This is a genomic window from Cricetibacter osteomyelitidis, from assembly GCF_004340985.1.
GTDB lineage: Bacteria > Pseudomonadota > Gammaproteobacteria > Enterobacterales > Pasteurellaceae > Cricetibacter > Cricetibacter osteomyelitidis.
Genome location: NZ_SLYB01000004.1, coordinates 109,068 through 134,260 on the forward strand (window position 1 = coordinate 109,068; position 25,193 = coordinate 134,260).

Genomic DNA, 25,193 nt, shown 5'->3' on the forward strand with positions numbered 1-25,193 from the left:
TATCTCTGTCGTATTTAAAAGAAATGTTATCTAAACAAAAGAATATTGCGATAACTGAGTTATCCCATATAGCACAGCATTAGGCAAAAAAATTTATCAAAGCTATAAACTTTCATTCCATAGTTGCAATTTGCCATTATCCACCCCAAAAGTGCGGTGTTTTTCCGGCTGCATTTGTTTTAGTTGATCTTGAGTAATCGCAGTGACAAACACTTGCGAGCCGCTTTGTTGCAGGCGTTCGGCTAATAAGCTACGCTTAGTTTGATCCAGTTCGGAGGCGAAGTCGTCGATGAGGAAAATGCAGTGGCGTTGTTTTTCGAGCATTAGGTGTTCGCCTTGGGCAAGGCGTAGGGCACACATTAAAAGTTTAAGTTGTCCGCGAGAAAGCACATCTTCCACGGGAAGTCCGTTAGCTTTGAAACGGAAATCCGCACGTTGTGGACCTGAGGCTGTGTAACCCATGGTTTTATCACGCTCAAAATGCACGGCTAATAAGTCGGCATACTCAGTATTTTTTTCCCAACCTTGATGAAAACTCACACTGATTTCCAGTTCTGGTAAAAATAATCGGCAGGTTTGTTCTATTTCAGGGCGTAAAGCTTCGGCGTAATTTGCCCGCCATTCAGTTACCTGATGTGCTAATTTGGCCAGCTCCACGTCCCAAATTTTCAGCGGGGCATAATGCGTGGTTTGCTGTAAGGCAGAATTGCGTTGTTTGAGTAAACGGTGTAAGTTTGACCACGCTGAATGAAAGCCGGTTTGATGATGAAATAAGCCCCAATCTAAGAAAGCCCGGCGATAGCTTGGTCCGCCGTTTAATAAAGTTAAGCCTTCCGGGGTGATGATTTGCATTGGCAATAAATGAGCAAGATCGGCAATTTTATTACCATCTTCGCCATTGATTTTTACAATTGTGTTGCCTTGGCGATGTTTTTGTAAGCCTACCGACCAATGATGTTGCTGTTCTTGAATTTTACCGTGTAAGGTAAAGTGCGGTTCATCATAGGAAATTATGCGATTACTGACCGCACTTTTGAAGGATCTGCCGTGACCGAGATAGAAAATAGCTTCTAATAAACTGGTTTTGCCACTGCCGTTATTGCCCATTAAGAAATTGAAGCCGTGATCAAATTCCAGATCGACGGCTTTTAAATTACGAAAATTTTCAATGAGTAAGCGTGAAATTGCCATAAACTACAAACGCATCGGCATAATTACATATTCCGCACTCGGATCTTCGCAGTCTTCAATTAAGCAACTGGACGATGAATCCGTTAAACGCATTCTCACTTGGCTGCATTTCAAAGCATTCAATACATCTAAAATATAGCTGACATTAAAACCCACTTCCATCGGATTACCGTTGTATGATACATCAACGATTTCTTCGCCTTCTTCCTGTTCCGGATTGGTAGCGGTGATTTTCAATTGGTTTTGTTCTAAGATCAAACGTACACTGCGGAAGCGTTCGCTGGATAAAATCGCCATACGCACAAAGGCTTGTTTTAACGCATTCCAGTCGGCTTCTAAGATCTGGCTGGCATCCCGTGGTAATACACGTCGATAATCAGGGAAACGGCCGTCAATGAGTTTTGATGTGAAAGTAATATTGCCTAATTGTACGCGTAAATTATTGGTGCCGATTTGCAAGGTAGCCGGTTGCTCGTTAGCTTCCAACAAACGCACTAATTCCAACACCCCTTTACGTGGCAAAATCACGGAATAATTTTGTAGATCTTGATCTAAAGGAATGGTACAAACTGCCAAACGGTGACCGTCGGTAGCGACGGTACGTAATAAATTACCTTCGGTTTCAAACTTCATTCCGTTTAAAAAATAACGGGCATCTTGGTTTGCCATGGAAAATTGGGTCGCTTCGATTAAACGGCGTAGTGTCACCTGTTCAATGCTAAATTCCACTTCGGACTGCCAATTTTCTAAATTCGGGTATTCCTGTGCCGGTAGCGTGGTGAGATTAAATTTACTGCGACCGGATTTAATCAAGGCACGATCATCTTCAAAACTAACATTGATTTCTGCCTCATCAGGCAGACTACGACAGATATCCAAGAATTTTTTTGCCGGGATGGTATAAGACCCATTATCACTGGCAGAAACCAATTGGGTGCGGGTGGATAATTCCACTTCAAGATCCGTACCGGTAATGGTCAACACGCCGTTATCGATGTTCAATAACACATTGTTAAGCACCGGAATATTTGGGCGACTGCTCAATACACCGCAAACTTGTTGTAATGGTTTTAACAGATTTTCACGAGAAATAATAAACTGCATCGTCTGCCCCTTATGCTGATAATGTTCTAATTAAATTGGAATAATCTTCCTGTGTACTGTTGTCTTCTTTGCAACGTTTATCCACCGCCCGGCACGCGTGTAACACGGTTGTGTGATCGCGGTCACCAAAGGCTTTGCCGATTTCCGGCAAACTGCGGTTAGTCAATTCTTTTGCTAATGCCATTGCAAGTTGTCGCGGATGAGCGATTTGTTTGGTACGCACTTTGGATTTTAAATCGGAGACTTTAATACGATAGTATTCCGCTACCACTTTTTGAATATTATCAATGGTCACCAAACGTTCCTGCACGGCTAACATATCTTTCAAAGCATCACGCACAAAATCAATATCAATAGGTTTGCCGGTGAAATTGGCGGTGGCTTTAATGCGGTTTAACGCCCCTTCCAATTCTCGCACATTGGTACGCAACCGTTGACCGATAAAAAACGCGACTTCTTCCGGTAAGACAATATTATTTTCTTCCGCTTTTTTCAATAAAATCGCCACGCGGGTTTCTACATCCGGTGGTTCGATGGCAATGCTTAATCCCCAACCGAAACGGGATTTTAACCGCTCTTCGATTTTGTCAATTTCTTTCGGATAGCGGTCGGAAGTCAGAATAATTTGTCGTCCGCCTTCAAATAAACTGTTGAAGGTATGGAAAAATTCAATTTGTGTGCGATCTTTATCGGCAAAGAATTGAATATCATCAATCAACAAAGCATCTAAAGAGCGGTAGAATTTTTTAAATTTTTCAATAGTATCGGTGCGTAAGGCTTTCACCATTTCCTGCACAAAACGTTCGGAATGGATATACAACACCTGGGCATTCGGGTCATTCGCCAGAATTTCGTTGCCGATAGCATGCAATAAGTGGGTCTTACCTAAACCGGTACCGCCATATAAGAAAAACGGGTTTGAAGTGGGATCGCCGGGATTCTGTGCGACTTTTTGTGCCACCGCTCGTGCCATTTGGTTGGATTTACCTTCCACGAAATTTTCAAACACATATTTGGTGTTGAGATTGGAACGAAAATCGCTTTGCGATTCTTTGTCAGAATCCACCGCACTTTTTTCGATGTTATTCGCTTCAATAACCGGCTGAACCGCAACTTCCCGCACCGGCTTTAAGCCTTGCTGGATTTTCACGGAAAATTCCGGATTTTTACTGATAAAACGTAAGCTGTCTTCTATCAATGTCCAAAATTTTTCTTTTACCCAGTTCACGATCATAATATTCGGCGCATAAAGCACAATCTTGCCGTTCATCTCATCCGCTTGTAGGGGTTTGATAAACACATCATATTGGCTGCGTTCGATTTGATCTTGTAATTGGGTAAGGCAGTCTTGCCACAGTGATGACACAGAAAACTCCGTTTTATCTAAAAAAGTTAATTGCAATGGCAGAGATTTTACAATAAAGCGGGCAAAAGATCTGTAACCAAGATGCAAAAAAAGATAAAAAGATCGTTTGAGATCTTGAAGGGAATTTGGTAAGCAAAAATTCGGGGCAAATATTGCCCCGATATCTAATTTTAATTATACATCATAAGTGGTTGATGCCGTATTACCACCGCGACCTGTCCAGTTAGTGTGAAAAAACTCACCACGCGGTTTGTCGGTGCGTTCATAGGTGTGAGCACCGAAATAGTCGCGTTGAGCCTGCAACAAGTTCGCCGGTAAACGAGCTGTGGTGTAGCCGTCTAAGAAGGTGATAGCCGATGCCATACAAGGCATTGGAATACCGATTTCGATAGCTTTTGCCACCACTTTGCGCCAGTTGCTCAAGCAGTTTTCCAAGATACCTTTGAAGTATGGGTCGGTGCCTAAGAACACTAAATCCGGATTTGCTTCATAAGCATCACGGATGTTGCCTAAGAACGCACTGCGAATAATACAGCCTTCACGCCATAATAATGCAGTACCGCCGTAGTTGATATTCCAGTTGTTGTTTTCGGATGCTTCGCGAATTAACATAAAGCCTTGTGCATAAGAAATGATTTTTGATGCCAACAATGCTTGGCGTACCGCTTCAATCCAGACTTTTTTGTCGCCTTCAACAGTGCCGACGGTTTTCTTAAAGCTGTTTTCTAATGCTGTGCGTTGATCTTTAAAAGATGATACACAACGGGCAAATACAGATTCTGTAATTAAAGTCAACGGAATACCTAAATCCAAGGCATTGATCCCCGTCCATTTACCCGTCCCTTTTTGACCGGCTGTGTCTAGGATTTTTTCCACTAATGGCTCGCCATCGGTGTCTTTGTAACCTAGAATATCGGTTGTAATATCAATCAAATAGCTGTCAAGTTCGGTTTTTTTCCATTCGGCAAAAATAGACTGCATTTCATCATAGCTTAACCCCAAACCGTCTTTTAAGAAGTTATAGGCTTCGCAGATTAATTGCATATCGCCGTATTCGATACCGTTGTGTACCATTTTCACGAAATGCCCGGCACCGTCTTTCCCCACCCAGTCACAGCAAGGTTCTCCTTTGTCGGTTTTAGCGGAAATGGCCTGTAAAATCGGTTTTACATAAGGCCATGCTTCTTCATTACCGCCCGGCATAATCGATGGTCCGTGACGGGCCCCTTCTTCACCGCCGGAAACGCCGGAACCGATAAAGCGAATACCTTTTTCAGCCAAGGCTTTAGTGCGACGGGTTGAATCCGGATAATTTGAATTACCACCGTCGATAATGATATCGCCTGTTTCTAAGTAAGGTAGTAAAGAATCAATAAACTGATCCACTACATCACCGGCACGCACCATTAACATTACTTTACGCGGTTTTTCAAGTTTATCCGCGAGATCTTGTAATGAATATGCTCCGATAATATTCGTACCTTTTGCCGCACCTTGTAAAAACTCATCAACTTTAGCAGTAGTGCGGTTATACGCCACTACTTTAAAGCCGTTGTCATTCATATTTAAAATTAAATTCTGTCCCATTACCGCTAAACCGATAACGCCGATATCACCTTTCATTGACATTTTTTTCTCCTGTTGTGTTGAACTGATTACGAGCAATCTAAATTGCACATTTTAAATTGTTATTTTTCTAATACGAATTTTGCCGCCATTTGGCTATGAAGCTGTGCCGTATCAAAAAAAGGCAATGTGAAATCTTCTTGTTGTACTAATAAACCAATTTCTGTACAGCCCAAAATTACACCTTCAGCACCTAATTGAGCAAGTTCTGTAATAGTTTGTAAATAAAACTGTTTTGATGTTTCGATAAATTGGCCAATACAAAGTTCTTCAAAAATAATACGATGAATTTCCGTTTGTACCTTATCATTTGGTACGATAGCAATAATACCGCGCTGTGCCAAACCCTCACGATAAAAATTATCCTGCATCGTAAAACGTGTTCCAAGTAAAGCCACTTTAGTTAAACCTTGAGCTTTAATCGCATCGGCTGTAGCATCTAGAATATGCAGAAAAGGAATATTAATCGCTTCAATAATTTGCGGTGCCACTTTGTGCATTGTATTAGTCGCAAGTACGATACCATCCGCACCAATCTGTACTAATTTTTTTGCAGAATCTGCTAAAATCTCGCCCGCTCGTTCCCATTGTCCGGTTTTTTGGTACTGTACAATTTCTTCAAATTCTACGCTCACCATCACAATTGGGGCAGAAGTATTTTTCCCCATTTTTTGATTAACTAAACGGTTAATTTCATTGTAATAGGTTACCGTACTTTCAGGACTCATACCTCCAATAATGCCTAAGGTTTTCATTTTTAACTCCATTAGTGATAAAAAAGTAATATTATTGCAAAATTTGGCACATGCCGCTTTAAAATAGCCTGCACGATTTTTAAATGTTCCGGTTGCATATTCAACATAATTATTTTTCCAGTTTTTCTGTTAAATAAATTGCTTCCGTTAAAAATTTTGGAATATCTGCAACAACTTCGACTGCAATATTTTCGTCATAAGTATGGCCGGTTCTGCTACGTATTTCCCGATATTGCCGCCAATCCGTCCAATTTCCTAATAATAAATCTTGTTCGTTGGCACGACGAATCAGCTCCTGAAAAGAAATTTTATCGAATAAATCCGGTGTCGGTGAAACCGATTCCAAATAACGTTTGAGCATTTTATGACTTAATTCATAAGTAAATTCAAAACGTTGAATCAAACCATCACGAATTTGGGTATCGGAAATATCCGATTGATAACGTTTTAATCCTTCATCTAACCGCAATACGACATTTTTTAACGGGGTAATATCTAACATGGATTTTATCCTTAATCTCATAAAAAGTGCGGTCGGTTTTTCAATTATTTTAACAGGTTCGCCGCATCCGCATCCAAATACCATTCCGTCATACCGTTCTTGGCGTGGATTTTCGCTGCCGGATAAGGCAGATTTTCTGCCGGATTGTCTTGGATTTCTTTTAAAATTTCTGCTTTGGAATCGCCGATCACCAGATAGGTGACACGTTTTGCCAGTCCAATTAATTTCGCCGTTTTGGAAATTCGGATTTGCTCATTTTGCGGATGTTTGGCTATCACGGCTAAATTCGGATCGTTAAAATCCGTTTGATGCGGGAATAATGATGCGGTGTGCCCGTCCGTTCCCATACCCAAAATAATCCAATCGAATTCAGCATTTGGTACGATTTCAAGCTCTTTGGTAAAGCGTTCCAATTCAAAGTGCGGTTCGTTTTCACCGCAAATTCGGTGAATATTTTGTACGGGAATTTGAATATGATCAAATAATAATTTTTGCACTTCACCGTAATTGCTTTCCGGATCATTTGGTTCCACCATACGCTCATCGCCCCACCAAAAATGCAGATTTTCCCACCGCACTTTTATGGCATAGGGTTCTGCCGCCAAGATTTTAAATAATAATTTCGGCGTACTTCCGCCGGAAAGTGAAATATGTACAGGGCGATTTTGTTCGCTGTATGTAACAAACTCATCGGCAATTTTTTCTACGACAGCTTGTGCCGTGGTAAAAACGTGATAATTCATAGTGATTCCTATAATTCACAATAATTGGTATTGGTGAGATTTTTACACGGATGACGCCATTCGCGGCCGTTTTTTGCCATTAATTTATCGGCGGCTTCCGGCCCCCATGTACCACAAGCATAGCCGTGCAATTTGGAATCCAAATGGGTTTTATAATCTAAAATCGGTTGTACAAAACGCCAGCACGCCTGCACTGCATCGCTACGGGTAAATAATGACGCATCGCCATTTAACGCATCCAATAAAAGACGTTCATAACCACTAAGCAATGTGGTATCGCCCAAATCATCGTAATGGAAATCCATGGAAACTTCTTGTGCACTAAAACCTGCACCAGGCTGTTTTAAGCCAAAACTCATGACAATGCCTTCATCAGGTTGCACGCGGATAATTAATTTATTTTCCGGCGCATTCTGGCTAAATACCGGGTGCGGTGTACGTTTAAAATGTACCACAATTTCCGTGACCCGGGTCGGTAAGCGTTTGCCCGTTCTCACATAAAACGGCACGCCAGACCAACGCCAGTTGTCGATTTGTAAACGTAATGCCATATAGGTTTCGGTACGTGATTGCGGATCCACGCCTTTTTCTTCTCGATAGCTTACCACTTCTTCACCACGTACTTTAGAGCGGGTATATTGTCCCAGAACAAGGTTTTCCTCTAAATCCTGCTCAGACATCGGATGCAGGCTTTGCAATACTTTCACCACTTCATTACGCAATGAATCCGCATTAATGACGGCAGGAGATTCCATCGCCACTAATGCCAGGACTTGTAATAAATGATTTTGGAACATATCACGCATGGCTCCGGCACCTTCATAATAGCCGCCGCGCTCTTCAACACCGATAGATTCAGCACCGGTGATTTCCACATAATCAATGTAGTTACGATTCCATAGCGGTTCGAATAATCCGTTGGAAAAACGCAACACGAGCAAGTTTTGTACGGTTTCCTTACCTAAATAATGGTCGATACGATAAATTTGATGTTCTTGAAAATAATAGTGAATTTGTTCATCCAATTTGATCGCGGATGCCAAATCGTAACCGAAAGGTTTTTCCACCACCAAACGTTTCCAGCCGTGTTCTTCGCTATTTAGATTATGTGCAGCCAAACATTCAGGAATTACGCCATATAAACTTGGCGGTGTGGATATATAATATAAAACATTACCGTGAGTACTGTGCAAATATTCTAATTCTTCTAACCGCACTTTGACTTTCTCGTAATCTGCTGCATTGGCGGTTTCTACCGTTTGATAATAAACATGATTTAAAAACTCGGCGAAAATATCTGGTTCTACTTTTTCATTTTTTGTGACGATTTCTTGCATCTTTTCACGGAATTCAACATCACTATATTCGGTGCGGGCCACACCTAATACGGCAAAATCTTGCGGCAATTTTTTCGCCGCATAAAGATGATACAGTGCCGGAATGAGCTTGCGGTGGGTTAAATCGCCGGAAGCACCGAAAATGGTAATAATACTGTTATCTTGTAGAAACATATTTCTATTGTCCTTGTTATAAAAATGTTAAGTCTGCATTGATGATTATGCGATATTTTGCAGTTATTTTACTAATCGTTTTTACCAAAGAATGCAATTAGTTAAAATCAAATAATTCCCGCCATTGTGCCTGTTTGGAACACAACATCAGAAAATCGGGATTTTCCAAACTATCTCGCTGATTATATACCAGCGGACGAAATGCCGTATTACAAATGATTCCACCGATCTCTTCCAGTAATATTTCCGAAGCGGCGGTATCCCATTCGCCGGTTTTACCTTGACGTACGTAACAATCCGCTTCACCGTCCGCCACTAAAGTGCTTTTTAAACCGCTGGAACCAAAAATAACAAATTCGTATTGATATTCAGGTTTAAGCATTGGTTGTAAACGTTTTTGTGCAGACTTTGAACCGAGTGCAATTTTTATCGGACGGGAAAAATCCAATTCACGCGCGTTTAAACGAGAAGTCTGATGTGCAACGCATTTAAACGCACCAAAACCTTTCATGGCATAAAAAGTACGCTCAAGTATCGGGGCATGAATCACGCCCAACACCGAACGATTATGCTGCACTAACGCAATTAAAACGGCGAATTGATCCGTTCTGTTAATGAATTGCTGAGTGCCATCCAGGGGATCAATAATCCAATAAGATTGCCATTGTTGGCGCTGTGCAAGAGAAATATCGCAACATTCTTCCGATAACACGGGAATATTCGGTGTAAGTGCGGTCAGTTTTTCCGTTAAAAATCGGCTGATAAATAAATCGGCATTGGTGACGGGAGTATTATCGGATTTGATTTGAATATCTACGGACTGTTGATAGAATTCACGCAGATGCCTGCCCGCCTGATGAGCAATTTGTAATACATCGTTCAATAATTTTTGCGATAATTCCAACATTATTCATGCTCCCGAAACGTCATTTGCCATGAGTGTCAGTATAACAGTTAGAGTCTGTAAGTAATAGAAAAAAATAGTGCGGAAACGACCGCACTATTGATATTTTACTTTGATAATCACATCATCAAACTGATTTTTTGGCTCGTAATACGCGAAGGGTGAAAATAATCAAACCGCTTACGAATACCGCCAATCCTAAAATTTGTGACGGAATAGCCCAATTGTCTAAAGATAATGCCAATGGTGCTTCGGAACCGCCCGATGTGACAGAGGCTGCGATCACAAAAGCAAGCAATACGCCGATTAAACTTTCTCCGACAATTAACCCTGCGGCAAATAATGTGCCGTAACGTTCACCGGTTTTTTGCAGTGTATTTTCATCTTTCCCTTTAGCTTTGGCATAACGGCTAAGATGGCGTTTAATAAACCAAACTAAAATCGCCCCCGTCACAATCGGCGTGTTTACAGAAGGCGGTAAATAAATGCCCATACCCACGGCTAATGCCGGTAATGCAAAACGTTTAGCGGTAATTTTCTTTAAGAATATATCAATCACAATTAAAATAGCACCAAAACACACACCGGTGAAAATATAAGTCCATTCCAAATTCTGAGAAAAAATACCTTTGGCAATCGTCATCATCAATGTAGCTTGCGGTGCAGATAAGGCTTGCGACGGATCCATGCCTTCACGCGGCAATGCTCCGGTGAAACCGTAAGCGTGATATAACATTTCCAATACGGGGGCAATAACCAACGCCCCGATAATGCAACCAATGATCAATGCAACTTCTTGTCGCCAAGGGGTAGCTTTCACTAACAGACCTGTTTTCAGATCTTGCAGGTTATCGTTGGAAATCGCAGCTGTGGTTACCACCAAAGAACCGGAGAAAATGGTCAATGCGGTCAAAAATTGTTGACCTTCTACATTATCTAACAAGCCGGTACTGTTGCCAATCATCATTAATACGACGGAAATAACCACTACGGAAATAATGCCGATACCCGAAATCGGGCTGGAAGATGATCCGACCAAACCCGCCATATAACCACAGGCGGCCGCAACAAAAAAGCCGATACCAACCGAAAATAACGTACACACGACAATTAATAAAATGGTGACTTCCGGCGAAATAGCTACCGCACTGATGAAATTAAATAATGAAAAAGCGATAACCGCCACCGTCGCCAAAGTAATATAAATCATGGTTTTCGGCGATAAATCCTGCTCTAAACGATTATGTTCTTTCGCATTCGGATTTTTTAATGAACGGAAAGAATTGGTCATTCCTTCAATCATCGGTTTCATTAACGTTAATAATGTCCAAATCGCAGCAATGCCGATCGTACCGACTCCGATAAACCGGACTTTTTCTTTCCAAATGGTCATGGCATAGCCAATCATATCGCTATCTGCCGGCATTGGTAAAGCCGAACTGAAATACGGTACGGCGATTGCCCAAGCAAAGAAAATACCGAATAAAATAGCAATACCGCCGATAATACCGACTAAATAACCGGCCCCCAATAACGCTAACGAAAAGCCCATCGGTATTTGAAATATGGCATTACCGGATTTAAACCAATAACTTGCACCGTCGGCAATCACACGTAATCCACTGGTTAAAAATGCGACTACCCCGGAAACCAATGCCCCCGCAAGAATTTCTTTCGCCCCGGAATCATTTCCGGTTTCCTCATGATTCCCCGCTTTTAAGATCTCAGCCGCCGCAACGCCTTCAGGATAAGGCAATTCACTGCGAGTAACCATTACGTTACGCAAAGGAATAGTAAAGATCACACCTAAAATACCGCCCGAAGCACAAAGCAACATGGTTTGCCAAAACGGAAAATCCTGCCAATATCCCATCATCAATAAACCGGGCAATACAAAAATAACCGAAGATAACGTACCTGCCGCAGAAGCCTGTGTTTGAACCATATTGTTTTCCAAAATATTCGATTGGGAAAACATTTTCAACACTGCCATAGAAATTACCGCAGCAGGAATTGAAGAGGCAAAGGTTAAACCGACTTTCAACCCCAGATACACGTTTGATGCGGTAAACACCATGGTAATTAAAGCACCTAACAGGATACCGCGAAAAGTGAGCTCGTGGAGATCCGGATTAGGTGAATAAATAACATTATTATTTTTCATAATAGATCCTTTTTATTATTACTTATTTTATAAAACTGTAAATAAATCCGGACACATCGTACCCGATACTCCCCCTATTTGAAAAACAATTTATACAAATTTTATGATCAATGACAAAAAATCATATAGTTTCAATAAAATATTGTAGATAAATCAGTCAATCAATGAAATTTTTAGAACAAAACAAGAAAAATAATTTGACTTATTTTCAAAAAAAAGTATCATACCGCCCACAAACCGATTGCGGTGAGATGGCCGAGAGGCTGAAGGCGCACCCCTGCTAAGGGTGTATATGGGAAACTGTATCGAGGGTTCGAATCCCTCTCTCACCGCCATTTACTCTGTGCACCCGTAGCTCAGCTGGATAGAGTACTCGGCTACGAACCGAGCGGTCAAAGGTTCGAATCCTTTCGGGTGCGCCATTTCATTCTACTCTAGTGAAATGTAAAATGAGAAATGTATAATTTGTTTATCAATATTAGTTATTCCCAATATCACGCACCCGTAGCTCAGCTGGATAGAGTACTCGGCTACGAACCGAGCGGTCAAAGGTTCGAATCCTTTCGGGTGCGCCATTTCTTACAAATCTTTTATTCCCCGTAGTTTTAAATTTTATTTTCAGTAAATTCTGCTGATTTTCCACCGCACTTTAATAAAAATTAAATAGCACTTAATTAAATACAAATTTCGCTGAACAAAATTCAGGTACAATCAAATAATATTAAAATCTATCAACAAATAATTTGATTTTATTAATCCGGTTCTACTAACCTCTTATTAAACCTAAATTAAAACCAATAAGAGGATCTAAAAATGAAACAACTCACTGCAATTATTCAACCTTTCCGCTTAGATGAAGTGCGCGATGCACTTTACGACATCGGTATTCAAGGAATGACCATCAGCGAAGTGAAAGGCTTTGGTCGGCAAAAAGGTCACACCGAACTCTATCGCGGTGCGGAATATGTGATCGATTTTATTCCTAAAGTACAAATTGATATCGCTCTCACCGACAATATGCTTGAACCTGCAATCGAAGCTATTTGCTCCGCAGCACAATCCGGCAAAATCGGCGACGGTAAGATTTTCGTAAAACCACTGGAACGCGTTGTGCGTATCCGCACCGGTGAAACCGACGAAAGTGCGGTCTGATTTTTTTAATTTTTACTCGGAAAGGAACACAATATGAAAAAACAACTTCTTGCTTTATCCCTACTTTTCCCCGGCTTAGCTTATGCCGATGTGAGCAGCTGGCGGCAACCGATGTCAATTTTGGATTCCGGTGATACCACTTGGGTGAGCGTATCGGCAATTCTCGTCTTATTTATGACCATTCCCGGCTTAGCATTATTTTATGCGGGTATGGTACGTAAAAAGAACGTATTAGCCACAATGGTTCAGAGCTTTGCTATCTGCTGTATGATCGCTATGATTTGGCTATGCTTCGGTTATAGCCTGACATTTACGCCAAACAATGCGTTTATCGGCGGTGCCGATCGTTTCTTTTTGAATGGCTTAAACGTGTTGACGGAAAAAAATCAATTAACCGTTTATCCCGGAGCATCGACAATTCCCGAATCGGTTTTTATGATTTTTCAAATGGCATTTGCGGTAATTGCCGGAGCAATTATTACCGGAGCCTTTGCCGAACGTATGAAATTCTCTGCATTAATGGTGTTTGTGGGATTATGGTCACTATTAATTTATGTGCCGACAGCTCACTGGGTATGGGGCATGGACGGCTGGCTAGCCGCTGACGGCGTATTGGATTATGCCGGCGGTACGGTAATTCATATCAATGCCGGTGTGGCGGGATTAGTTGCCGCAATTTTAGTGGGTAAACGCATAGGATATGGCAGAGAAACTATGGCACCACACAACTTAGTGTTGACATTAATCGGTACGGCTATGCTTTGGATCGGTTGGTTCGGCTTCAACGCAGGTTCTGCCTTAGCAGCGGACGGTCGCGCAGGAATGGCATTAGCCACCACCCAAATTGCTGCGGCAGCAGGTGCATTGGCATGGATATTAACAGAAGTTTGCTTGAAATATAAACCGTCCGCTCTCGGTTTAGCTTCCGGTGTAGTCGCAGGCTTAGTGGGTATCACACCGGCAGCAGGCTTTGTTTCCGTACAAAGTGCTTTAGCAATCGGTATTATCACCAGCATTGTATGTTTCATCAGTGTAACCAGACTTAAATATTGGCTTGGTTATGACGATACGCTAGATGCCTTCGGCATCCACGGCATTGGCGGTATTGCAGGGGCTATCTTAACAGGCGTGTTTGTATCTCCTGATATTTCCGGTACGGACACTACACTTTGGCGACAAACGGAAAGCGTGTTAATCACAATTCTATACAGTGGTATCGGTAGTTTTATCTTATTGAAAATCATTGATAAAACTATCGGTTTGCGGGTTGAATGCGATGATGAACGTAAAGGTTTAGACTTGGCTTCTCACGGCGAACGCGTGGAATAAATACAACATATTACCGCCGCGGTTATTCTGCGGCGGTTAATATTTTCGGTTGTGACAAAGCCAAAGAATACAAATTAGCAATCATATGCGTTTGTTCATTATAAGGCACTTCAAACGGTATTTTGTCTAATAAAGCCAAATGGATCCGCATCACTTTAGGAAAAATCAAGGAGTTTTGAATTTCTGCATAAATCAAATGATTCAACGGTTGTGCACAACCTTGACGAGAAATTCTTCCCAGTGCATTCGCCAAATGAATTAATAAAATTTCCACTTGCGGACAATCAACATCCACTCCATACTTTTCCACCAAATATTGCATAATATGAATGACCGTGTCTTGAATATTCTGATTAATCAATTGACGGGCTTGAAGTAATTGCAAGCGCTGAAAAACTTTCATACTCTACTCAAAATAATTTATATCGAAGTAATGTACCTGAATATTTGCAAATAAAACAGTGCAAAGATTAAAAAATTCTTGCAAAATAGGAAAGATTTATTGGAGTAACACAAAATGATATTAGATAAAGCCATTATTAACCAATATAGCGGGTTGATTTTTGATATGGACGGTACATTAATCGATTCCATGACTTGTCACGCCAAAGCCTGGGAAAAAGTGGGCGAAGTGATCGGTTATCCCCTCAGCGGTGATGTGATGTATCAATTTGCCGGTGCTTCCGTACATACCATTGCACGGGAAACCATGAAAAAATACGGCGTGCCTATCACAGAAGAAAGCGTGAACCGCGTAGTACAATTAAAACGTGATTTTGGCCGCGAAATTTTGCAAAAAGAAGCCGCACTTTTGCCGGCTTTCAAAGTGGTGGCGCATTTCCACGGCAAAAAACCGTTGGCCTTAGGCACAGGTTCATTAAAAGAAATCACTCAAATGTTGATGACCAAATTAGACTTGCACCAATATTTCAATGCCGTCGTAACCGCAGAAGATGTGACGAAACACAAGCCCCATCCGGAAACCTTTTTACGTTGTGCGGAATTAATTCAACAAAAACCCGCACAATGCTTAGTGTTTGAAGATGCGGATCTCGGTGTGCAAGCGGCACTTGCCGGTGGCATGCACGTGTTTGATGTCCGCACTCACGAACTGATTAAAAAATAGTTTATGACAATGAACAAACGGGAAAAAATGTTTGATCTATTACTTTCTTGGGATTTCTGGGCGGGATTTTTCCTACATAATCAACTGTGGATTATGTTCGTCAGCGCATTTTTAAGTGCGACAGTGCTGCCCGGCAATTCCGAAGCGGTGTTTCTCGGCTATGCTTCATCAATTTTTCTGCAAGACAACGACTACTTTTCATCGCCTTTACTATGGCTAGTATTGATTGCGGTGCTGGGTAATAGCTTAGGCAGTTTAAGCACCTACTGGATCGGCCGCTGGTTTCCGCAAAGCCAACAAGACAATGCCAAAACACAATGGGCAATAGCCAAAATCCAACGCTACGGCACACCGATGTTGTTTTTCAGTTGGTTACCAATTGTGGGCGATTTGCTTTGTGCTATTGCAGGCTGGCTCAGATTAAACCCAAAATCCACCGTACTTTTCATCGTTATAGGCAAAATAGTGCGGTACGTTTTTTTGCTGTTTTTATTGAAACCGATGATAGTGATTGGAGAACACTTGTAAATTAATTACCCTCGAATCCGCCCGTTCTGTTTTGCCAATAACGCTTCCGCTTCAGTACGTTCCAATCCGCTTAAAATCATCATAATAGCCAATTTAGCATTATTATCCGCTTGCTGTAATGTGAACTCCGCAGCGGTTTTATCGCAATCAGTGGCTTGCATCACAATTCGCACCGCACGAGCTTTGAGCTTTTCATTACTGGCTTGCACATCCACCATTAAATTCTGGTAGCATTTTCCGACTAACACCATACTGGCGGTGGTGAGCATATTTGCCACCAGTTTTTGTGCCGTGCCGGACTTTAAGCGACTCGATCCCGTTAAAACTTCCGGACCGACTATCGTATCAATGGCAATTTTCACTATTTGCGACATTGCAGAGTTTGGATTACTTGCAATAGAAACCGTTGTGCAACCTAACTGATTGGCATAATTGAGTCCGCCAATGACATACGGCGTGCGGCCGCTGGCCGCAATTCCTACAACCACATCTTTTGCCGTCAGCCGGATGGCTTTCAGATCCTGTTCGCCAGCTTGAGCATTATCCTCCGCACCTTCCACCGCATTGCGAATAGCTCGTTCACCGCCGGCAATTAAGCCCACTACCATGGTATTCGGCACACCAAAGGTCGGCGGACATTCCGACGCATCCAACACGCCCAAACGCCCGCTGGTGCCCGCCCCCATATAAATTAATCGACCGCCTTGCCGAAAGGCTTGTACAATGGCTTCCACCGTCTGAGCGATTTGTGGCAGCACTTTTTCGATAGCTAAAGGTACTTGCTGATCTTGCTGATTCATCAAGGTCACAATATCCAACGCTGACATTTCATCTAATTGCATTGATGTGGGATTACGCTGTTCCGTAATCATTTGAGCTAAGGTATTTAATAGATTTTCTTTCATTATGATCTCGTTTTATATGGCAGGAAAAATTACGCCCAAACTGACCGCACTTTTTGCACCGGTCACGCTCGGCATATTAGACGGCAGATTATGAATTCGGCGATAAGCCAGCCATGCAAAGGCGGCGGCTTCCACAAAATCGCCGTCCAAGCCTTGCGCATTGGTATCGCTCACTTGCCATTGGGGCAAAAGTGCGGTGAGATTTTGCATTAATAATTGATTTTTCGTTCCACCGCCACACACCAGCAAACGGCAAGGCAATGGAGTACGGATTTTATGCAATTCATTCACTACTGACTGAACAGTAAAAGCTAATAAAGTAGCTTGCACATTTTGCGGCGGTAACACGGAAAGTGCGGTGCTTTTTTGCAAAATTTTATCCAACCAAGGCAGATTAAACAACTCGCGACCGGTACTTTTCGGTGGCGATAATTGAAAAAAGGGGTCTTGTAATAGTAGGGCTAACAGAGTTTTATTCACGCTTCCTGTTTTCGCCCAATCACCGTTTGCATCATAAGATTTGCCTAAATGCCGTTCAATCCAGCTGTCCATTAAAGCATTGCCGGGACCGGTATCATAGCCGATAACAGACCCATTCGGCATTAACACGGAAATATTACTGATACCGCCGATATTCAATACCACGGTGACACAATCCGCTTTCGCCCACACCGCTTGGTGAAATGCCGGCACTAACGGAGCACCTTGCCCGCCTACCGCCATATCTTTACGACGGAAATCACCAATCACCGTAATGCCTGTTTGAGCGGCAACTAAATTCATATCACCGATTTGCATAGTAAAAGGATGTTGACTGTTCGGCGAATGCCACACCGTTTGTCCGTGGCAGCCGATGGCGATAATGTCATCCGCATTTAACCGCACTTTGCGAAGAAATTGATTGATGGCTTGAGCATAAAGTCCGCCTAAACGATGATCGATCTCGCCCAATTGCTGCAATGTCGTCGATCCTGTAAAAAGTGCGGTGAGATCCCGGCGTAAATCGGCGGGCATTGGCGTAAAATCCGTGGCAAGCAGCCTACCTTGCGGTTTCGCAAAATCCATTAATGCTAAATCCACGCCGTCTAAACTGGTACCGGACATTACGCCGATATAATATTTTGGTTTCATTTTGTATTCGGGTTACTAGAGTCTGTTGGCCATTATTTATTTTATTATAGTATCAAAGATTACAATGGGGTAAAATAAGCACGAAAAAAAGCCGCTCTAACTAATAAGAGCGGCAAAATAACCTAAGGAACCAATTTTATAAAAACAACTGCAAGTTGCTTGTATTCTAAGACCGGCAAGGCTCCGGAAAGTTCAAATAAATTCAAAAAATTCTTTAGCAAGGAAAAATTATGCCATTACTCGACAGTTTCAAAGTAGATCACACCATTATGAAAGCTCCCGCTGTGCGGATCGCCAAAACCATGCAAACCCCGAAAGGCGATGTGATTTCTGTATTCGATTTGCGTTTCTGTGTGCCAAATAAAGAGCTGATATCGCCAAAAGGCATCCACACTCTTGAACATTTATTCGCCGGTTTTATGCGTGAACATTTAAATGCGAACGATGTGGAAATTATTGATATTTCCCCAATGGGCTGCCGCACCGGTTTTTATATGAGCTTAATTGGTTCACCGGCGGAACAGCGTGTGGCAGATGCCTGGCTTGCGGCAATGTACGATGTACTGACCGTGCAAGATCAAACTCAAATTCCGGAACTCAATATTTATCAATGCGGGACTTATACGGAACATTCTTTAAGTGAGGCTCACGCCACTGCCCGTCAAGTGATCGAACGCGGTATCGGCATTAATAAAAATGACGATTTATTATTAGACGAAAAATTTTTAGCGTAATTTGCAACATTAATTAAAAGGAAAAAAATATGACTACTCTCGGTACACCGCTTACCCCAACGGCAACTAAAGTTATGATGCTCGGTTCCGGCGAATTAGGCAAAGAAGTCGCGATTGAATTACAGCGTTTAGGCGTGGAAGTGATCGCAGTGGATCGCTACGAAAACGCTCCGGCGCAACAAGTGGCACACCGTGCTTATACGATCTCAATGTTAGATGGCGATGCTTTGCGTGCCTTAGCGGAAAAAGAACGCCCAGATTATATTGTGCCGGAAGTAGAAGCTATTGCCACCGATACCTTGGTGAAATTGGAACAAGCCGGCTTTAATGTGATCCCGACAGCAAAAGCCACTAAACTGACAATGAACCGCGAAGGTATCCGCCGTTTAGCCAGCGAAGAATTAGGCTTGCCGACATCTAATTATCAATTCGTGGATAACTTTGCCGATTTCCAAAGTGCAGTGAAAAAAATCGGCGTTCCTTGCGTTGTCAAACCGATTATGAGTTCATCCGGTCACGGTCAAAGTATTTTAAAATCCTTTGATGATATGCCAAAAGCTTGGGATTACGCCCAACAAGGCGGCAGAGCCGGTGCAGACCGTGTGATTGTGGAAGGCTTTGTGAAATTCGATTATGAAATCACTTTGCTTACGGTTCGTCATATCGGCGGCACATCTTTCTTAGCACCAATCGGCCACCGCCAAGAAGAAGGCGACTATCGCGAATCCTGGCAACCGCAAACAATGCCTGAAACAGCACTGCAAAAAGCCCAAGATATCGCAGAAAAAATCACCGGTGCTTTAGGCGGTCGCGGAGTTTTCGGGGTAGAAATGTTTGTGTGCGGTGATGATGTGATTTTTAACGAAGTGTCCCCACGCCCGCACGACACAGGAATGGTGACATTAATTTCACAAGAACTGTCTGAATTCGCACTACACGCCCGTGCGATTCTAGGCTTACCGATCCCTGAAATTAATTTGATCAGTCCGTCCGCATCGAAAGCCATTGTAGTGGAAGGCACGTCAAACCAAGTGCAATTTGGCAATCTTGCGGCAGTCTTAGCGGAACCGAACACCAATATCCGTTTATTCGGTAAAGGCGAAGTAAACGGCCACCGCAGAATGGGCGTAATTTTGGCTCGCGATGAAAGTGTGGAAAAAGCCTTAATGAAAGCTGAACGGGCTTATGAAAAATTAGACATTACATTATAATTTGAAAGGGGGTCAATCCCCCTTTTTAATATCATTACTTTTTCTGACACTTCGGACACAGGTAACTATTTCGCTGCCCCACCACTAAACTTTCAATTTTTGTACCGCACTTTGGGCACGGCCGGTCTTTGTGACCATATACTTGCAGTTCTTGAGCAAAGTAACCGGGGCGGCCGTCCGGCTGTAAAAAGTCCTTCAGCGTTGTGCCACCTTGTTGAATAGCGCGGGCAAGCTCGGCTTTAATGGCGGTAACTAACAGCTCACATTGTTTACGGGTGAGTTTTTCTGCCGGTTTAAGCGGGTGTAATCCGCATTGGAACAGTACTTCATTGGCATAAATATTTCCTATGCCCACCACCACGGCATTATCCATTAAAAAGGATTTAAGTGCGGTGCGTTTTTTGCGACTTTTGCGAAATAAATACTCAGCAGTAAATTCATCGGACAATGGTTCAGGACCTAACTTTAAAAACAGATGAAATTCATCGAGATTATCTGTCCATAACCATGCACCAAAACGGCGGGGATCGTTGTAACGCATGATTTTGCCGTTATTCATCACAATATCCACATGATCATGTTTATCCACACTGTCTGTTTCTGAAACGATCCGCACGGAACCGGACATACCGAGATGGCCGATAATATAACCCTGTTCTGTTTCTATAATCAGATATTTTGCCCGACGGCTGAGATCCGTTATTTTCACATAATGCAGTTTCTGCAATTCAGGACTCACTTCCCAACGTAATTTCGGTTGACGGACAATAATTTCTTTTATTTCAAAGCCTTTTAAATAAGGCATAATACCGTTTTTAGCGGTTTCAACTTCAGGTAATTCAGGCATACTGGCTCCTATATACTTTTTTAGAATATTTTAACGGATTTGTGGATAACTTTGTGTATAATTTGTGAATTTACAAGGGATAACGAAATATTTCCGCTTAAAAGTGTCAGCGGCATCAGGATCTTTTTAAGATCGTATTGCGATCTTTTATTTCTTAACCAATGAAATCTTGACAAAATCCTACCGCACTTAATGTCACATTTTTTAATCAATTTATCGCTATAAAATAATCGCAGCAAACAGTTTGAAATATATAAATACAATGACGTTCTTCAATCTGTGAGTTATCCCATTTTTCTGTGGATAAAATTGTGGTCGATTAATTGAATAACCTTACTAAGTTGAAATCAAATAAAAAGTGCGGTTTGTTTTTTAGAAATTTTTTGTTATATTTCAATAGAATAAGTTATAAATATAAAATTTCACAAATAGGTAAAATCATGAAAAACAACACTGATTATTTCTTAAACAAGGATATACTATGTATCGACAGCCGCTATCGACGGACGAATTATTAGAACGAGCCAAGTCTATTGCAGGGTTGACATTCGGGCAACTGGCAAAGGAATTGCATATTCCCGTGCCGCCGGATTTAAAACGGGACAAGGGCTGGGTAGGCATGTTACTGGAAACTGCCTTGGGGGCAAAAGCAGGCAGTAAACCGGAACAGGATTTTGCCCATTTAGGTATTGAGCTAAAAACCATTCCCATCAATTCACAAGGCTTTCCCTTAGAAACCACTTTTGTGAGCCTGGCACCGTTGGTACAAAATACCGGTGTGCATTGGGCAACATCCCACGTTCGCCACAAACTCTCTTGCGTGCTCTGGATCCCCATCGAAGGCGAACGCCAAATTCCGTTGGCACAGCGGCATATCGGCTCGCCTATTTTATGGCAACCGTCCACGCAACAAGAGGAACGCCTACGCCGCGATTGGGAAGAATTAATGGATTATATCGTATTGGGTAAATTACATCAGATTAATGCCCGCATCGGTGAAGTATTACAACTACGACCGAAAGGAGCAAATAGTAAGGCTGTAACAAAAGGCATAGGGCAGCAAGGCGAACTGATTGACACCTTACCTTTAGGGTTTTATTTACGCAAAGAATTTACCGCGGAAATCCTGCAACAATATATGGCGTTGCCCTGATAACTCTGCTATTATCTTGCTCTAATTTTATACAATAGGAACTTTATTATTATGTTTGAATGGTTAGCCAGTCCCGAAGCCTGGATTGCCTTATTAACGTTAACGTCACTTGAAATCGTGCTAGGTATTGATAACATCATTTTCATCAGTATCTTAGTAGGCAGATTACCGGAAAACCAACGCCAATCAGGCCGTTTAATCGGTTTAGGTTTGGCAATGTTTATGCGGATTTTACTATTATTCTCCCTTGCTTGGGTAATGAAACTCACCACACCGTTATTCACTGCTTTTGACAATGAAATTTCCGGTCGGGATTTAATTTTACTTATCGGCGGTCTTTTCTTAGTGGCAAAAAGTACTCATGAAATTCACCATGCTATATCACCGGAAGAAGAACATGAAAGTGCGGTCAAAAAATCCGTTAGTTTCTTCAGCGTATTAGTGCAAATTGCCATTCTGGATATGGTATTTTCACTAGACTCCGTGATCACCGCCGTAGGTATGGTGGATAACCTTGAAGTAATGATAATTGCCGTAATTTTAGCGGTTGCAGTAATGATGTTCGCCGCCAAATCAATCGGTGATTTTGTGGATGCTCACCCGACATTAAAAGTTTTGGCATTATCTTTCTTAATTTTGATCGGGGTAACTTTAATGGCAGAAGGTTTGGAATTCCATATCCCGAAAGGTTATATTTATTTCGCCATGGCATTCTCTGTGGTAGTGGAAATAATTAATATCAAAATGCGTAAGCGTTTAATTAAAAAGCCTTAATCTCCGTAGGACGGTATATTACGCCGTCCTAACCTATTATAATGCAATGAAAAAAATCTTACTTCTTATTACATTTTCTTTCACGCTAAACAGTTGTGGAACAATAGTGCAACTGATTGCTCCCGGCAAGCCTTATACCGCTTATGCCGGCTCAAAATACGATTTGGAAATGGCGGGAAAATGGGGATTACCAATTATTGATCTGCCCCTTTCTTTTCTGTTAGACACCGCACTTTTGCCTTATGTTTGGTCTCAGGAATAGTGAACAATGAAACTCAATCCACAACAACAACAAGCCGTTGAATATGTATCCGGCCCCTGTCTGGTTTTAGCCGGTGCCGGTTCCGGTAAAACTCGCGTGATTATCAATAAAATCGCTCATCTTGTGGCAAACTGCGGCTATTTACCGAAACAAATTGCTGCCGTAACATTCACCAATAAAGCTGCTCGTGAAATGAAAGAGCGGGTGGCCCATTCTATCGGCAAAGAACAGAGCAAAGGGTTGATTGTTTCCACCTTCCACACCTTAGGATTTGATATTATCAAACGGGAATACAAATATTTAGGCTTTAAAAGCAATATGACCTTATTTGACGAACATGATCAAATGGCATTGCTGAAAGAATTAACGGCGGATCTGTTGTCGGAAGATAAAGATTTATTGCGAGAACTAATTTCTACTATTTCCAACTGGAAAAATGATCTCATTTCCCCCCGGCAGGCGTTGCGTATTGCCCGCGATGAAAAACAGCAGACTTTTGCAACATGTTATGAGCGTTATGCCACACAAATTCGGGCTTATAACGCTTTGGATTTTGATGATTTGATTATGTTGCCGACATTGCTGTTTAAGCAAAACGACGAAGTGCGGTCAAAATGGCAGGAAAAAATTCGCTATTTACTGGTAGATGAATATCAAGATACCAACACCAGCCAATATGAACTCATCAAACTGCTAGTAGGCGAACGATCCTGTTTTACTGTGGTGGGTGATGACGATCAGTCGATTTACTCCTGGCGTGGTGCCCGGCCGCAAAATATGGTACGGCTGCGGGATGATTTCCCCAAATTACAAGTCATTAAATTAGAACAAAATTATCGTTCCACTCAACGAATTTTGCATTGTGCCAATATTTTAATCGATAACAACGATCACGTATTTGATAAAAAACTCTTTTCCAATTTAGGCGAAGGAGAAAAACTACAAATTATTGAAGCAAAAAATGAAGATCAAGAAGCCGAACGTGTAATTGGCGAATTAATCGCACATCGCTTTACCAATAAAACCAAATACAAAGATTATGCGATTTTGTATCGTGGCAATCACCAATCCCGCTTATTAGAAAAGTTATTAATGCAAAACCGTATTCCTTACAAAATTTCCGGCGGAACATCCTTTTTTTCCCGTGTAGAAATCAAGGATATGATGGCTTATTTACGGTTACTCGTTAATCAAGATGATGACTCGGCTTTTTTACGTATTGTGAATACGCCGAAACGGGAAATCGGCACGGCAACCCTGGAAAAACTAGGGCAACTGGCTAATGAAAAGCACGTCAGTTTATTTGAAGCCATTTTCGATTTTGAACTGATTCAACGCTTAACACCGCGTGCTTATGATGCCTTGCAAAAATTCGCCCGCTGGGTAGTGGAATTAAGCGATCAGGCTGTGCGTTCCGAACCGGAAAGTGCGGTGCGTTCTATGTTAAATTCATTACATTATGAAGAATATCTCTACGAATATGCGACTAGTCCGAAAGCGGCAGAAATACAGGCACGCAATGTGGCGACCTTATTTGAATGGGTACTCGGTATGTTTAAAGGTGATGAATTTAATGAACCGATGAATTTAAATCAAATTGTCACGCGTTTAACCTTACGGGATATGCTGGAACGCGGTGAAGATGATGAAGACAGCGATCAAGTGCAATTAATGACCCTGCACGCCTCCAAAGGTCTGGAATTTCCCCACGTTTTTTTAATAGGTATGGAAGAAGGCATTTTACCCCATCAAACCAGCATTGATGAAAACAACGTGGAAGAAGAACGCCGTTTAGCTTATGTAGGTATCACCCGCGCCCAACAAACCTTACGTTTCACTTTATGCAAAGAACGCCGTCAGTTCGGCGAACTCATCCGTCCCGAGCCCAGCCGTTTTTTGCTGGAACTACCGCAAGATAATTTATTATGGGAACGAGACAAACCACCGCTAACCGAAGCTCAAAAACAACAAAAAACCACGGCTAATATCGCAAATTTACGGGCAATATTAAAAAGAACTTAAAATAGCCTTTAAAGTGCGGTGTGTATTTTCAAAAATTTTACTCGACCAACACACCTTAAAAAACAAAAAAACCGCAACTCTTTCAAATTGCGGTTTCTTTAATTTGAACCTGATGGTGTCCTACTCTCACATGGGGAAACCCCACACTACCAT

The 25,193-nt window shown here is 41.9% G+C and carries 24 protein-coding genes and 3 tRNA genes; 13 read left to right on the forward strand and 14 right to left on the reverse strand.

Features of this window, described 5'->3' with window-relative positions:
* Nucleotides 1–102: 102 nt before the first annotated feature.
* The 10 genes from recF to EDC44_RS03320 form a co-directional block, all read right to left on the reverse strand.
* Complete coding sequence (recF, locus tag EDC44_RS03275; protein WP_131975329.1) at nt 103–1,191, reverse strand: DNA replication/repair protein RecF; 1,089 nt, start codon at nt 1,189–1,191, stop codon at nt 103–105.
* A 3-nt stretch (nt 1,192–1,194) separates the two neighbouring features.
* The gene (gene dnaN / locus EDC44_RS03280) at nt 1,195–2,295 is read right to left on the reverse strand and encodes a DNA polymerase III subunit beta (protein ID WP_131975331.1); all 1,101 of its coding nucleotides are present in this window, start codon (nt 2,293–2,295) and stop codon (nt 1,195–1,197) included.
* Between the two features lie 10 nt (nt 2,296–2,305).
* Nucleotides 2,306–3,661, reverse strand: a complete 1,356-nt coding sequence (gene dnaA / locus EDC44_RS03285; RefSeq protein ID WP_243647894.1) for a chromosomal replication initiator protein DnaA — start codon at nt 3,659–3,661, stop codon at nt 2,306–2,308.
* 174 nt (nt 3,662–3,835) lie between these two features.
* On the reverse strand, nt 3,836–5,290 hold the full coding sequence (gene gnd, locus EDC44_RS03290) for a decarboxylating NADP(+)-dependent phosphogluconate dehydrogenase (protein WP_131975335.1): 1,455 nt from the start codon (nt 5,288–5,290) through the stop codon (nt 3,836–3,838).
* Nucleotides 5,291–5,349: 59 nt separating this feature from the next.
* On the reverse strand, nt 5,350–6,042 hold the full coding sequence (locus EDC44_RS03295; RefSeq protein ID WP_131975337.1) for an aspartate/glutamate racemase family protein: 693 nt from the start codon (nt 6,040–6,042) through the stop codon (nt 5,350–5,352).
* Nucleotides 6,043–6,151: 109 nt separating this feature from the next.
* A complete protein-coding gene (locus tag EDC44_RS03300; protein ID WP_131975339.1) occupies nt 6,152–6,544 on the reverse strand; it encodes a nucleotidyltransferase substrate binding protein in 393 nt (130 codons plus the stop codon).
* A 44-nt stretch (nt 6,545–6,588) separates the two neighbouring features.
* Nucleotides 6,589–7,287 (reverse strand): 6-phosphogluconolactonase, encoded by a 699-nt coding sequence (pgl, locus tag EDC44_RS03305; protein WP_131975341.1) that lies wholly within the window; start codon nt 7,285–7,287, stop codon nt 6,589–6,591.
* An 8-nt stretch (nt 7,288–7,295) separates the two neighbouring features.
* On the reverse strand, nt 7,296–8,798 hold the full coding sequence (zwf, locus tag EDC44_RS03310; RefSeq protein WP_131975343.1) for a glucose-6-phosphate dehydrogenase: 1,503 nt from the start codon (nt 8,796–8,798) through the stop codon (nt 7,296–7,298).
* Between the two features lie 97 nt (nt 8,799–8,895).
* Complete coding sequence (cysQ, locus tag EDC44_RS03315; protein WP_131975345.1) at nt 8,896–9,705, reverse strand: 3'(2'),5'-bisphosphate nucleotidase CysQ; 810 nt, start codon at nt 9,703–9,705, stop codon at nt 8,896–8,898.
* 124 nt (nt 9,706–9,829) lie between these two features.
* Nucleotides 9,830–11,866 carry an OPT family oligopeptide transporter gene (locus EDC44_RS03320; RefSeq protein ID WP_131975347.1) on the reverse strand — a complete coding sequence of 679 codons (2,037 nt, stop codon included), beginning with the start codon at nt 11,864–11,866 and terminating at the stop codon, nt 9,830–9,832.
* A gap of 245 nt (nt 11,867–12,111) precedes the next feature.
* On the opposite strand from EDC44_RS03320, the gene EDC44_RS03325 reads away from it, so the two are divergent.
* The 5 genes from EDC44_RS03325 to EDC44_RS03345 all read left to right on the forward strand — a co-directional run bounded on the left by EDC44_RS03325 (nt 12,112) and on the right by EDC44_RS03345 (nt 14,347).
* A tRNA-Ser gene (locus EDC44_RS03325) sits at nt 12,112–12,201 on the forward strand.
* Nucleotides 12,202–12,211: 10 nt separating this feature from the next.
* Nucleotides 12,212–12,288: transfer RNA gene (locus EDC44_RS03330), tRNA-Arg, on the forward strand.
* Between the two features lie 76 nt (nt 12,289–12,364).
* A tRNA-Arg gene (locus EDC44_RS03335) sits at nt 12,365–12,441 on the forward strand.
* A gap of 238 nt (nt 12,442–12,679) precedes the next feature.
* A complete protein-coding gene (locus tag EDC44_RS03340; protein ID WP_131975349.1) occupies nt 12,680–13,018 on the forward strand; it encodes a P-II family nitrogen regulator in 339 nt (112 codons plus the stop codon).
* Between the two features lie 33 nt (nt 13,019–13,051).
* Nucleotides 13,052–14,347, forward strand: coding sequence for an ammonium transporter (locus EDC44_RS03345; protein WP_131975351.1), 1,296 nt, complete (start codon nt 13,052–13,054; stop codon nt 14,345–14,347).
* A gap of 22 nt (nt 14,348–14,369) precedes the next feature.
* On the opposite strand, the gene EDC44_RS03350 is transcribed toward EDC44_RS03345, so the two are convergent.
* On the reverse strand, nt 14,370–14,750 hold the full coding sequence (locus EDC44_RS03350) for a hypothetical protein (RefSeq protein WP_131975353.1): 381 nt from the start codon (nt 14,748–14,750) through the stop codon (nt 14,370–14,372).
* 117 nt (nt 14,751–14,867) lie between these two features.
* Here EDC44_RS03350 and EDC44_RS03355 point away from each other — a divergent pair, with 117 nt between their 5' ends.
* Both EDC44_RS03355 and EDC44_RS03360 read left to right on the forward strand, forming a co-directional pair.
* Nucleotides 14,868–15,473 (forward strand): beta-phosphoglucomutase family hydrolase, encoded by a 606-nt coding sequence (locus EDC44_RS03355; protein WP_131975404.1) that lies wholly within the window; start codon nt 14,868–14,870, stop codon nt 15,471–15,473.
* A 27-nt stretch (nt 15,474–15,500) separates the two neighbouring features.
* Complete coding sequence (locus EDC44_RS03360) at nt 15,501–16,001, forward strand: YqaA family protein (protein WP_131975355.1); 501 nt, start codon at nt 15,501–15,503, stop codon at nt 15,999–16,001.
* Nucleotides 16,002–16,006: 5 nt separating this feature from the next.
* On the opposite strand, the gene murQ is transcribed toward EDC44_RS03360, so the two are convergent.
* Together murQ and EDC44_RS03370 are read right to left on the reverse strand one after the other, a co-directional pair.
* Nucleotides 16,007–16,909 (reverse strand): N-acetylmuramic acid 6-phosphate etherase, encoded by a 903-nt coding sequence (murQ, locus tag EDC44_RS03365; RefSeq protein WP_131975357.1) that lies wholly within the window; start codon nt 16,907–16,909, stop codon nt 16,007–16,009.
* 9 nt (nt 16,910–16,918) lie between these two features.
* A complete protein-coding gene (locus tag EDC44_RS03370; RefSeq protein WP_131975359.1) occupies nt 16,919–18,037 on the reverse strand; it encodes an anhydro-N-acetylmuramic acid kinase in 1,119 nt (372 codons plus the stop codon).
* Between the two features lie 230 nt (nt 18,038–18,267).
* On the opposite strand from EDC44_RS03370, the gene luxS reads away from it, so the two are divergent.
* Nucleotides 18,268–18,771, forward strand: a complete 504-nt coding sequence (gene luxS / locus EDC44_RS03375; protein WP_131975361.1) for an S-ribosylhomocysteine lyase — start codon at nt 18,268–18,270, stop codon at nt 18,769–18,771.
* Nucleotides 18,772–18,800: 29 nt separating this feature from the next.
* On the forward strand, nt 18,801–19,982 hold the full coding sequence (gene purT / locus EDC44_RS03380) for a formate-dependent phosphoribosylglycinamide formyltransferase (RefSeq protein ID WP_131975363.1): 1,182 nt from the start codon (nt 18,801–18,803) through the stop codon (nt 19,980–19,982).
* 34 nt (nt 19,983–20,016) lie between these two features.
* On the opposite strand, the gene mutM is transcribed toward purT, so the two are convergent.
* Nucleotides 20,017–20,829: a bifunctional DNA-formamidopyrimidine glycosylase/DNA-(apurinic or apyrimidinic site) lyase gene (mutM, locus tag EDC44_RS03385; RefSeq protein WP_131975365.1), complete on the reverse strand. Its 813-nt coding sequence runs from the start codon at nt 20,827–20,829 to the stop codon at nt 20,017–20,019.
* 481 nt (nt 20,830–21,310) lie between these two features.
* On the opposite strand from mutM, the gene mutH reads away from it, so the two are divergent.
* Genes mutH through rep form a run of 4 tightly spaced genes read left to right on the forward strand, consistent with a single transcriptional unit; the run spans nt 21,311 to nt 25,040 of the window.
* On the forward strand, nt 21,311–21,982 hold the full coding sequence (gene mutH, locus EDC44_RS03390; RefSeq protein WP_131975367.1) for a DNA mismatch repair endonuclease MutH: 672 nt from the start codon (nt 21,311–21,313) through the stop codon (nt 21,980–21,982).
* A 51-nt stretch (nt 21,983–22,033) separates the two neighbouring features.
* Nucleotides 22,034–22,756, forward strand: a complete 723-nt coding sequence (locus EDC44_RS03395; RefSeq protein ID WP_131975369.1) for a TerC family protein — start codon at nt 22,034–22,036, stop codon at nt 22,754–22,756.
* Between the two features lie 46 nt (nt 22,757–22,802).
* Nucleotides 22,803–23,018 (forward strand): YceK/YidQ family lipoprotein, encoded by a 216-nt coding sequence (locus tag EDC44_RS03400; protein WP_131975371.1) that lies wholly within the window; start codon nt 22,803–22,805, stop codon nt 23,016–23,018.
* Nucleotides 23,019–23,024: 6 nt separating this feature from the next.
* The gene (gene rep / locus EDC44_RS03405; RefSeq protein ID WP_131975373.1) at nt 23,025–25,040 is read left to right on the forward strand and encodes a DNA helicase Rep; all 2,016 of its coding nucleotides are present in this window, start codon (nt 23,025–23,027) and stop codon (nt 25,038–25,040) included.
* Nucleotides 25,041–25,193 lie beyond the last annotated feature (153 nt).

What these genes read in the sequence shown, in the direction of transcription:
- rep (WP_131975373.1), top strand. Translation starts at nt 23,025, where the DNA reads ATGAAACTCAATCCACAACAACAACAAGCCGTTGAATATGTATCCGGC.
- recF (WP_131975329.1), bottom strand. Translation starts at nt 1,191, where the DNA reads ATGGCAATTTCACGCTTACTCATTGAAAATTTTCGTAATTTAAAAGCC.
- EDC44_RS03350 (WP_131975353.1), bottom strand. Translation starts at nt 14,750, where the DNA reads ATGAAAGTTTTTCAGCGCTTGCAATTACTTCAAGCCCGTCAATTGATT.
- dnaN (WP_131975331.1), bottom strand. Translation starts at nt 2,295, where the DNA reads ATGCAGTTTATTATTTCTCGTGAAAATCTGTTAAAACCATTACAACAA.
- EDC44_RS03345 (WP_131975351.1), top strand. Translation starts at nt 13,052, where the DNA reads ATGAAAAAACAACTTCTTGCTTTATCCCTACTTTTCCCCGGCTTAGCT.
- purT (WP_131975363.1), top strand. Translation starts at nt 18,801, where the DNA reads ATGACTACTCTCGGTACACCGCTTACCCCAACGGCAACTAAAGTTATG.
- EDC44_RS03300 (WP_131975339.1), bottom strand. Translation starts at nt 6,544, where the DNA reads ATGTTAGATATTACCCCGTTAAAAAATGTCGTATTGCGGTTAGATGAA.
- mutH (WP_131975367.1), top strand. Translation starts at nt 21,311, where the DNA reads ATGTATCGACAGCCGCTATCGACGGACGAATTATTAGAACGAGCCAAG.
- cysQ (WP_131975345.1), bottom strand. Translation starts at nt 9,705, where the DNA reads ATGTTGGAATTATCGCAAAAATTATTGAACGATGTATTACAAATTGCT.
- zwf (WP_131975343.1), bottom strand. Translation starts at nt 8,798, where the DNA reads ATGTTTCTACAAGATAACAGTATTATTACCATTTTCGGTGCTTCCGGC.
- EDC44_RS03370 (WP_131975359.1), bottom strand. Translation starts at nt 18,037, where the DNA reads ATGAAACCAAAATATTATATCGGCGTAATGTCCGGTACCAGTTTAGAC.
- mutM (WP_131975365.1), bottom strand. Translation starts at nt 20,829, where the DNA reads ATGCCTGAATTACCTGAAGTTGAAACCGCTAAAAACGGTATTATGCCT.
- EDC44_RS03395 (WP_131975369.1), top strand. Translation starts at nt 22,034, where the DNA reads ATGTTTGAATGGTTAGCCAGTCCCGAAGCCTGGATTGCCTTATTAACG.
- gnd (WP_131975335.1), bottom strand. Translation starts at nt 5,290, where the DNA reads ATGTCAATGAAAGGTGATATCGGCGTTATCGGTTTAGCGGTAATGGGA.
- EDC44_RS03340 (WP_131975349.1), top strand. Translation starts at nt 12,680, where the DNA reads ATGAAACAACTCACTGCAATTATTCAACCTTTCCGCTTAGATGAAGTG.
- EDC44_RS03320 (WP_131975347.1), bottom strand. Translation starts at nt 11,866, where the DNA reads ATGAAAAATAATAATGTTATTTATTCACCTAATCCGGATCTCCACGAG.
- luxS (WP_131975361.1), top strand. Translation starts at nt 18,268, where the DNA reads ATGCCATTACTCGACAGTTTCAAAGTAGATCACACCATTATGAAAGCT.
- EDC44_RS03400 (WP_131975371.1), top strand. Translation starts at nt 22,803, where the DNA reads ATGAAAAAAATCTTACTTCTTATTACATTTTCTTTCACGCTAAACAGT.
- EDC44_RS03360 (WP_131975355.1), top strand. Translation starts at nt 15,501, where the DNA reads ATGTTTGATCTATTACTTTCTTGGGATTTCTGGGCGGGATTTTTCCTA.
- EDC44_RS03295 (WP_131975337.1), bottom strand. Translation starts at nt 6,042, where the DNA reads ATGAAAACCTTAGGCATTATTGGAGGTATGAGTCCTGAAAGTACGGTA.
- pgl (WP_131975341.1), bottom strand. Translation starts at nt 7,287, where the DNA reads ATGAATTATCACGTTTTTACCACGGCACAAGCTGTCGTAGAAAAAATT.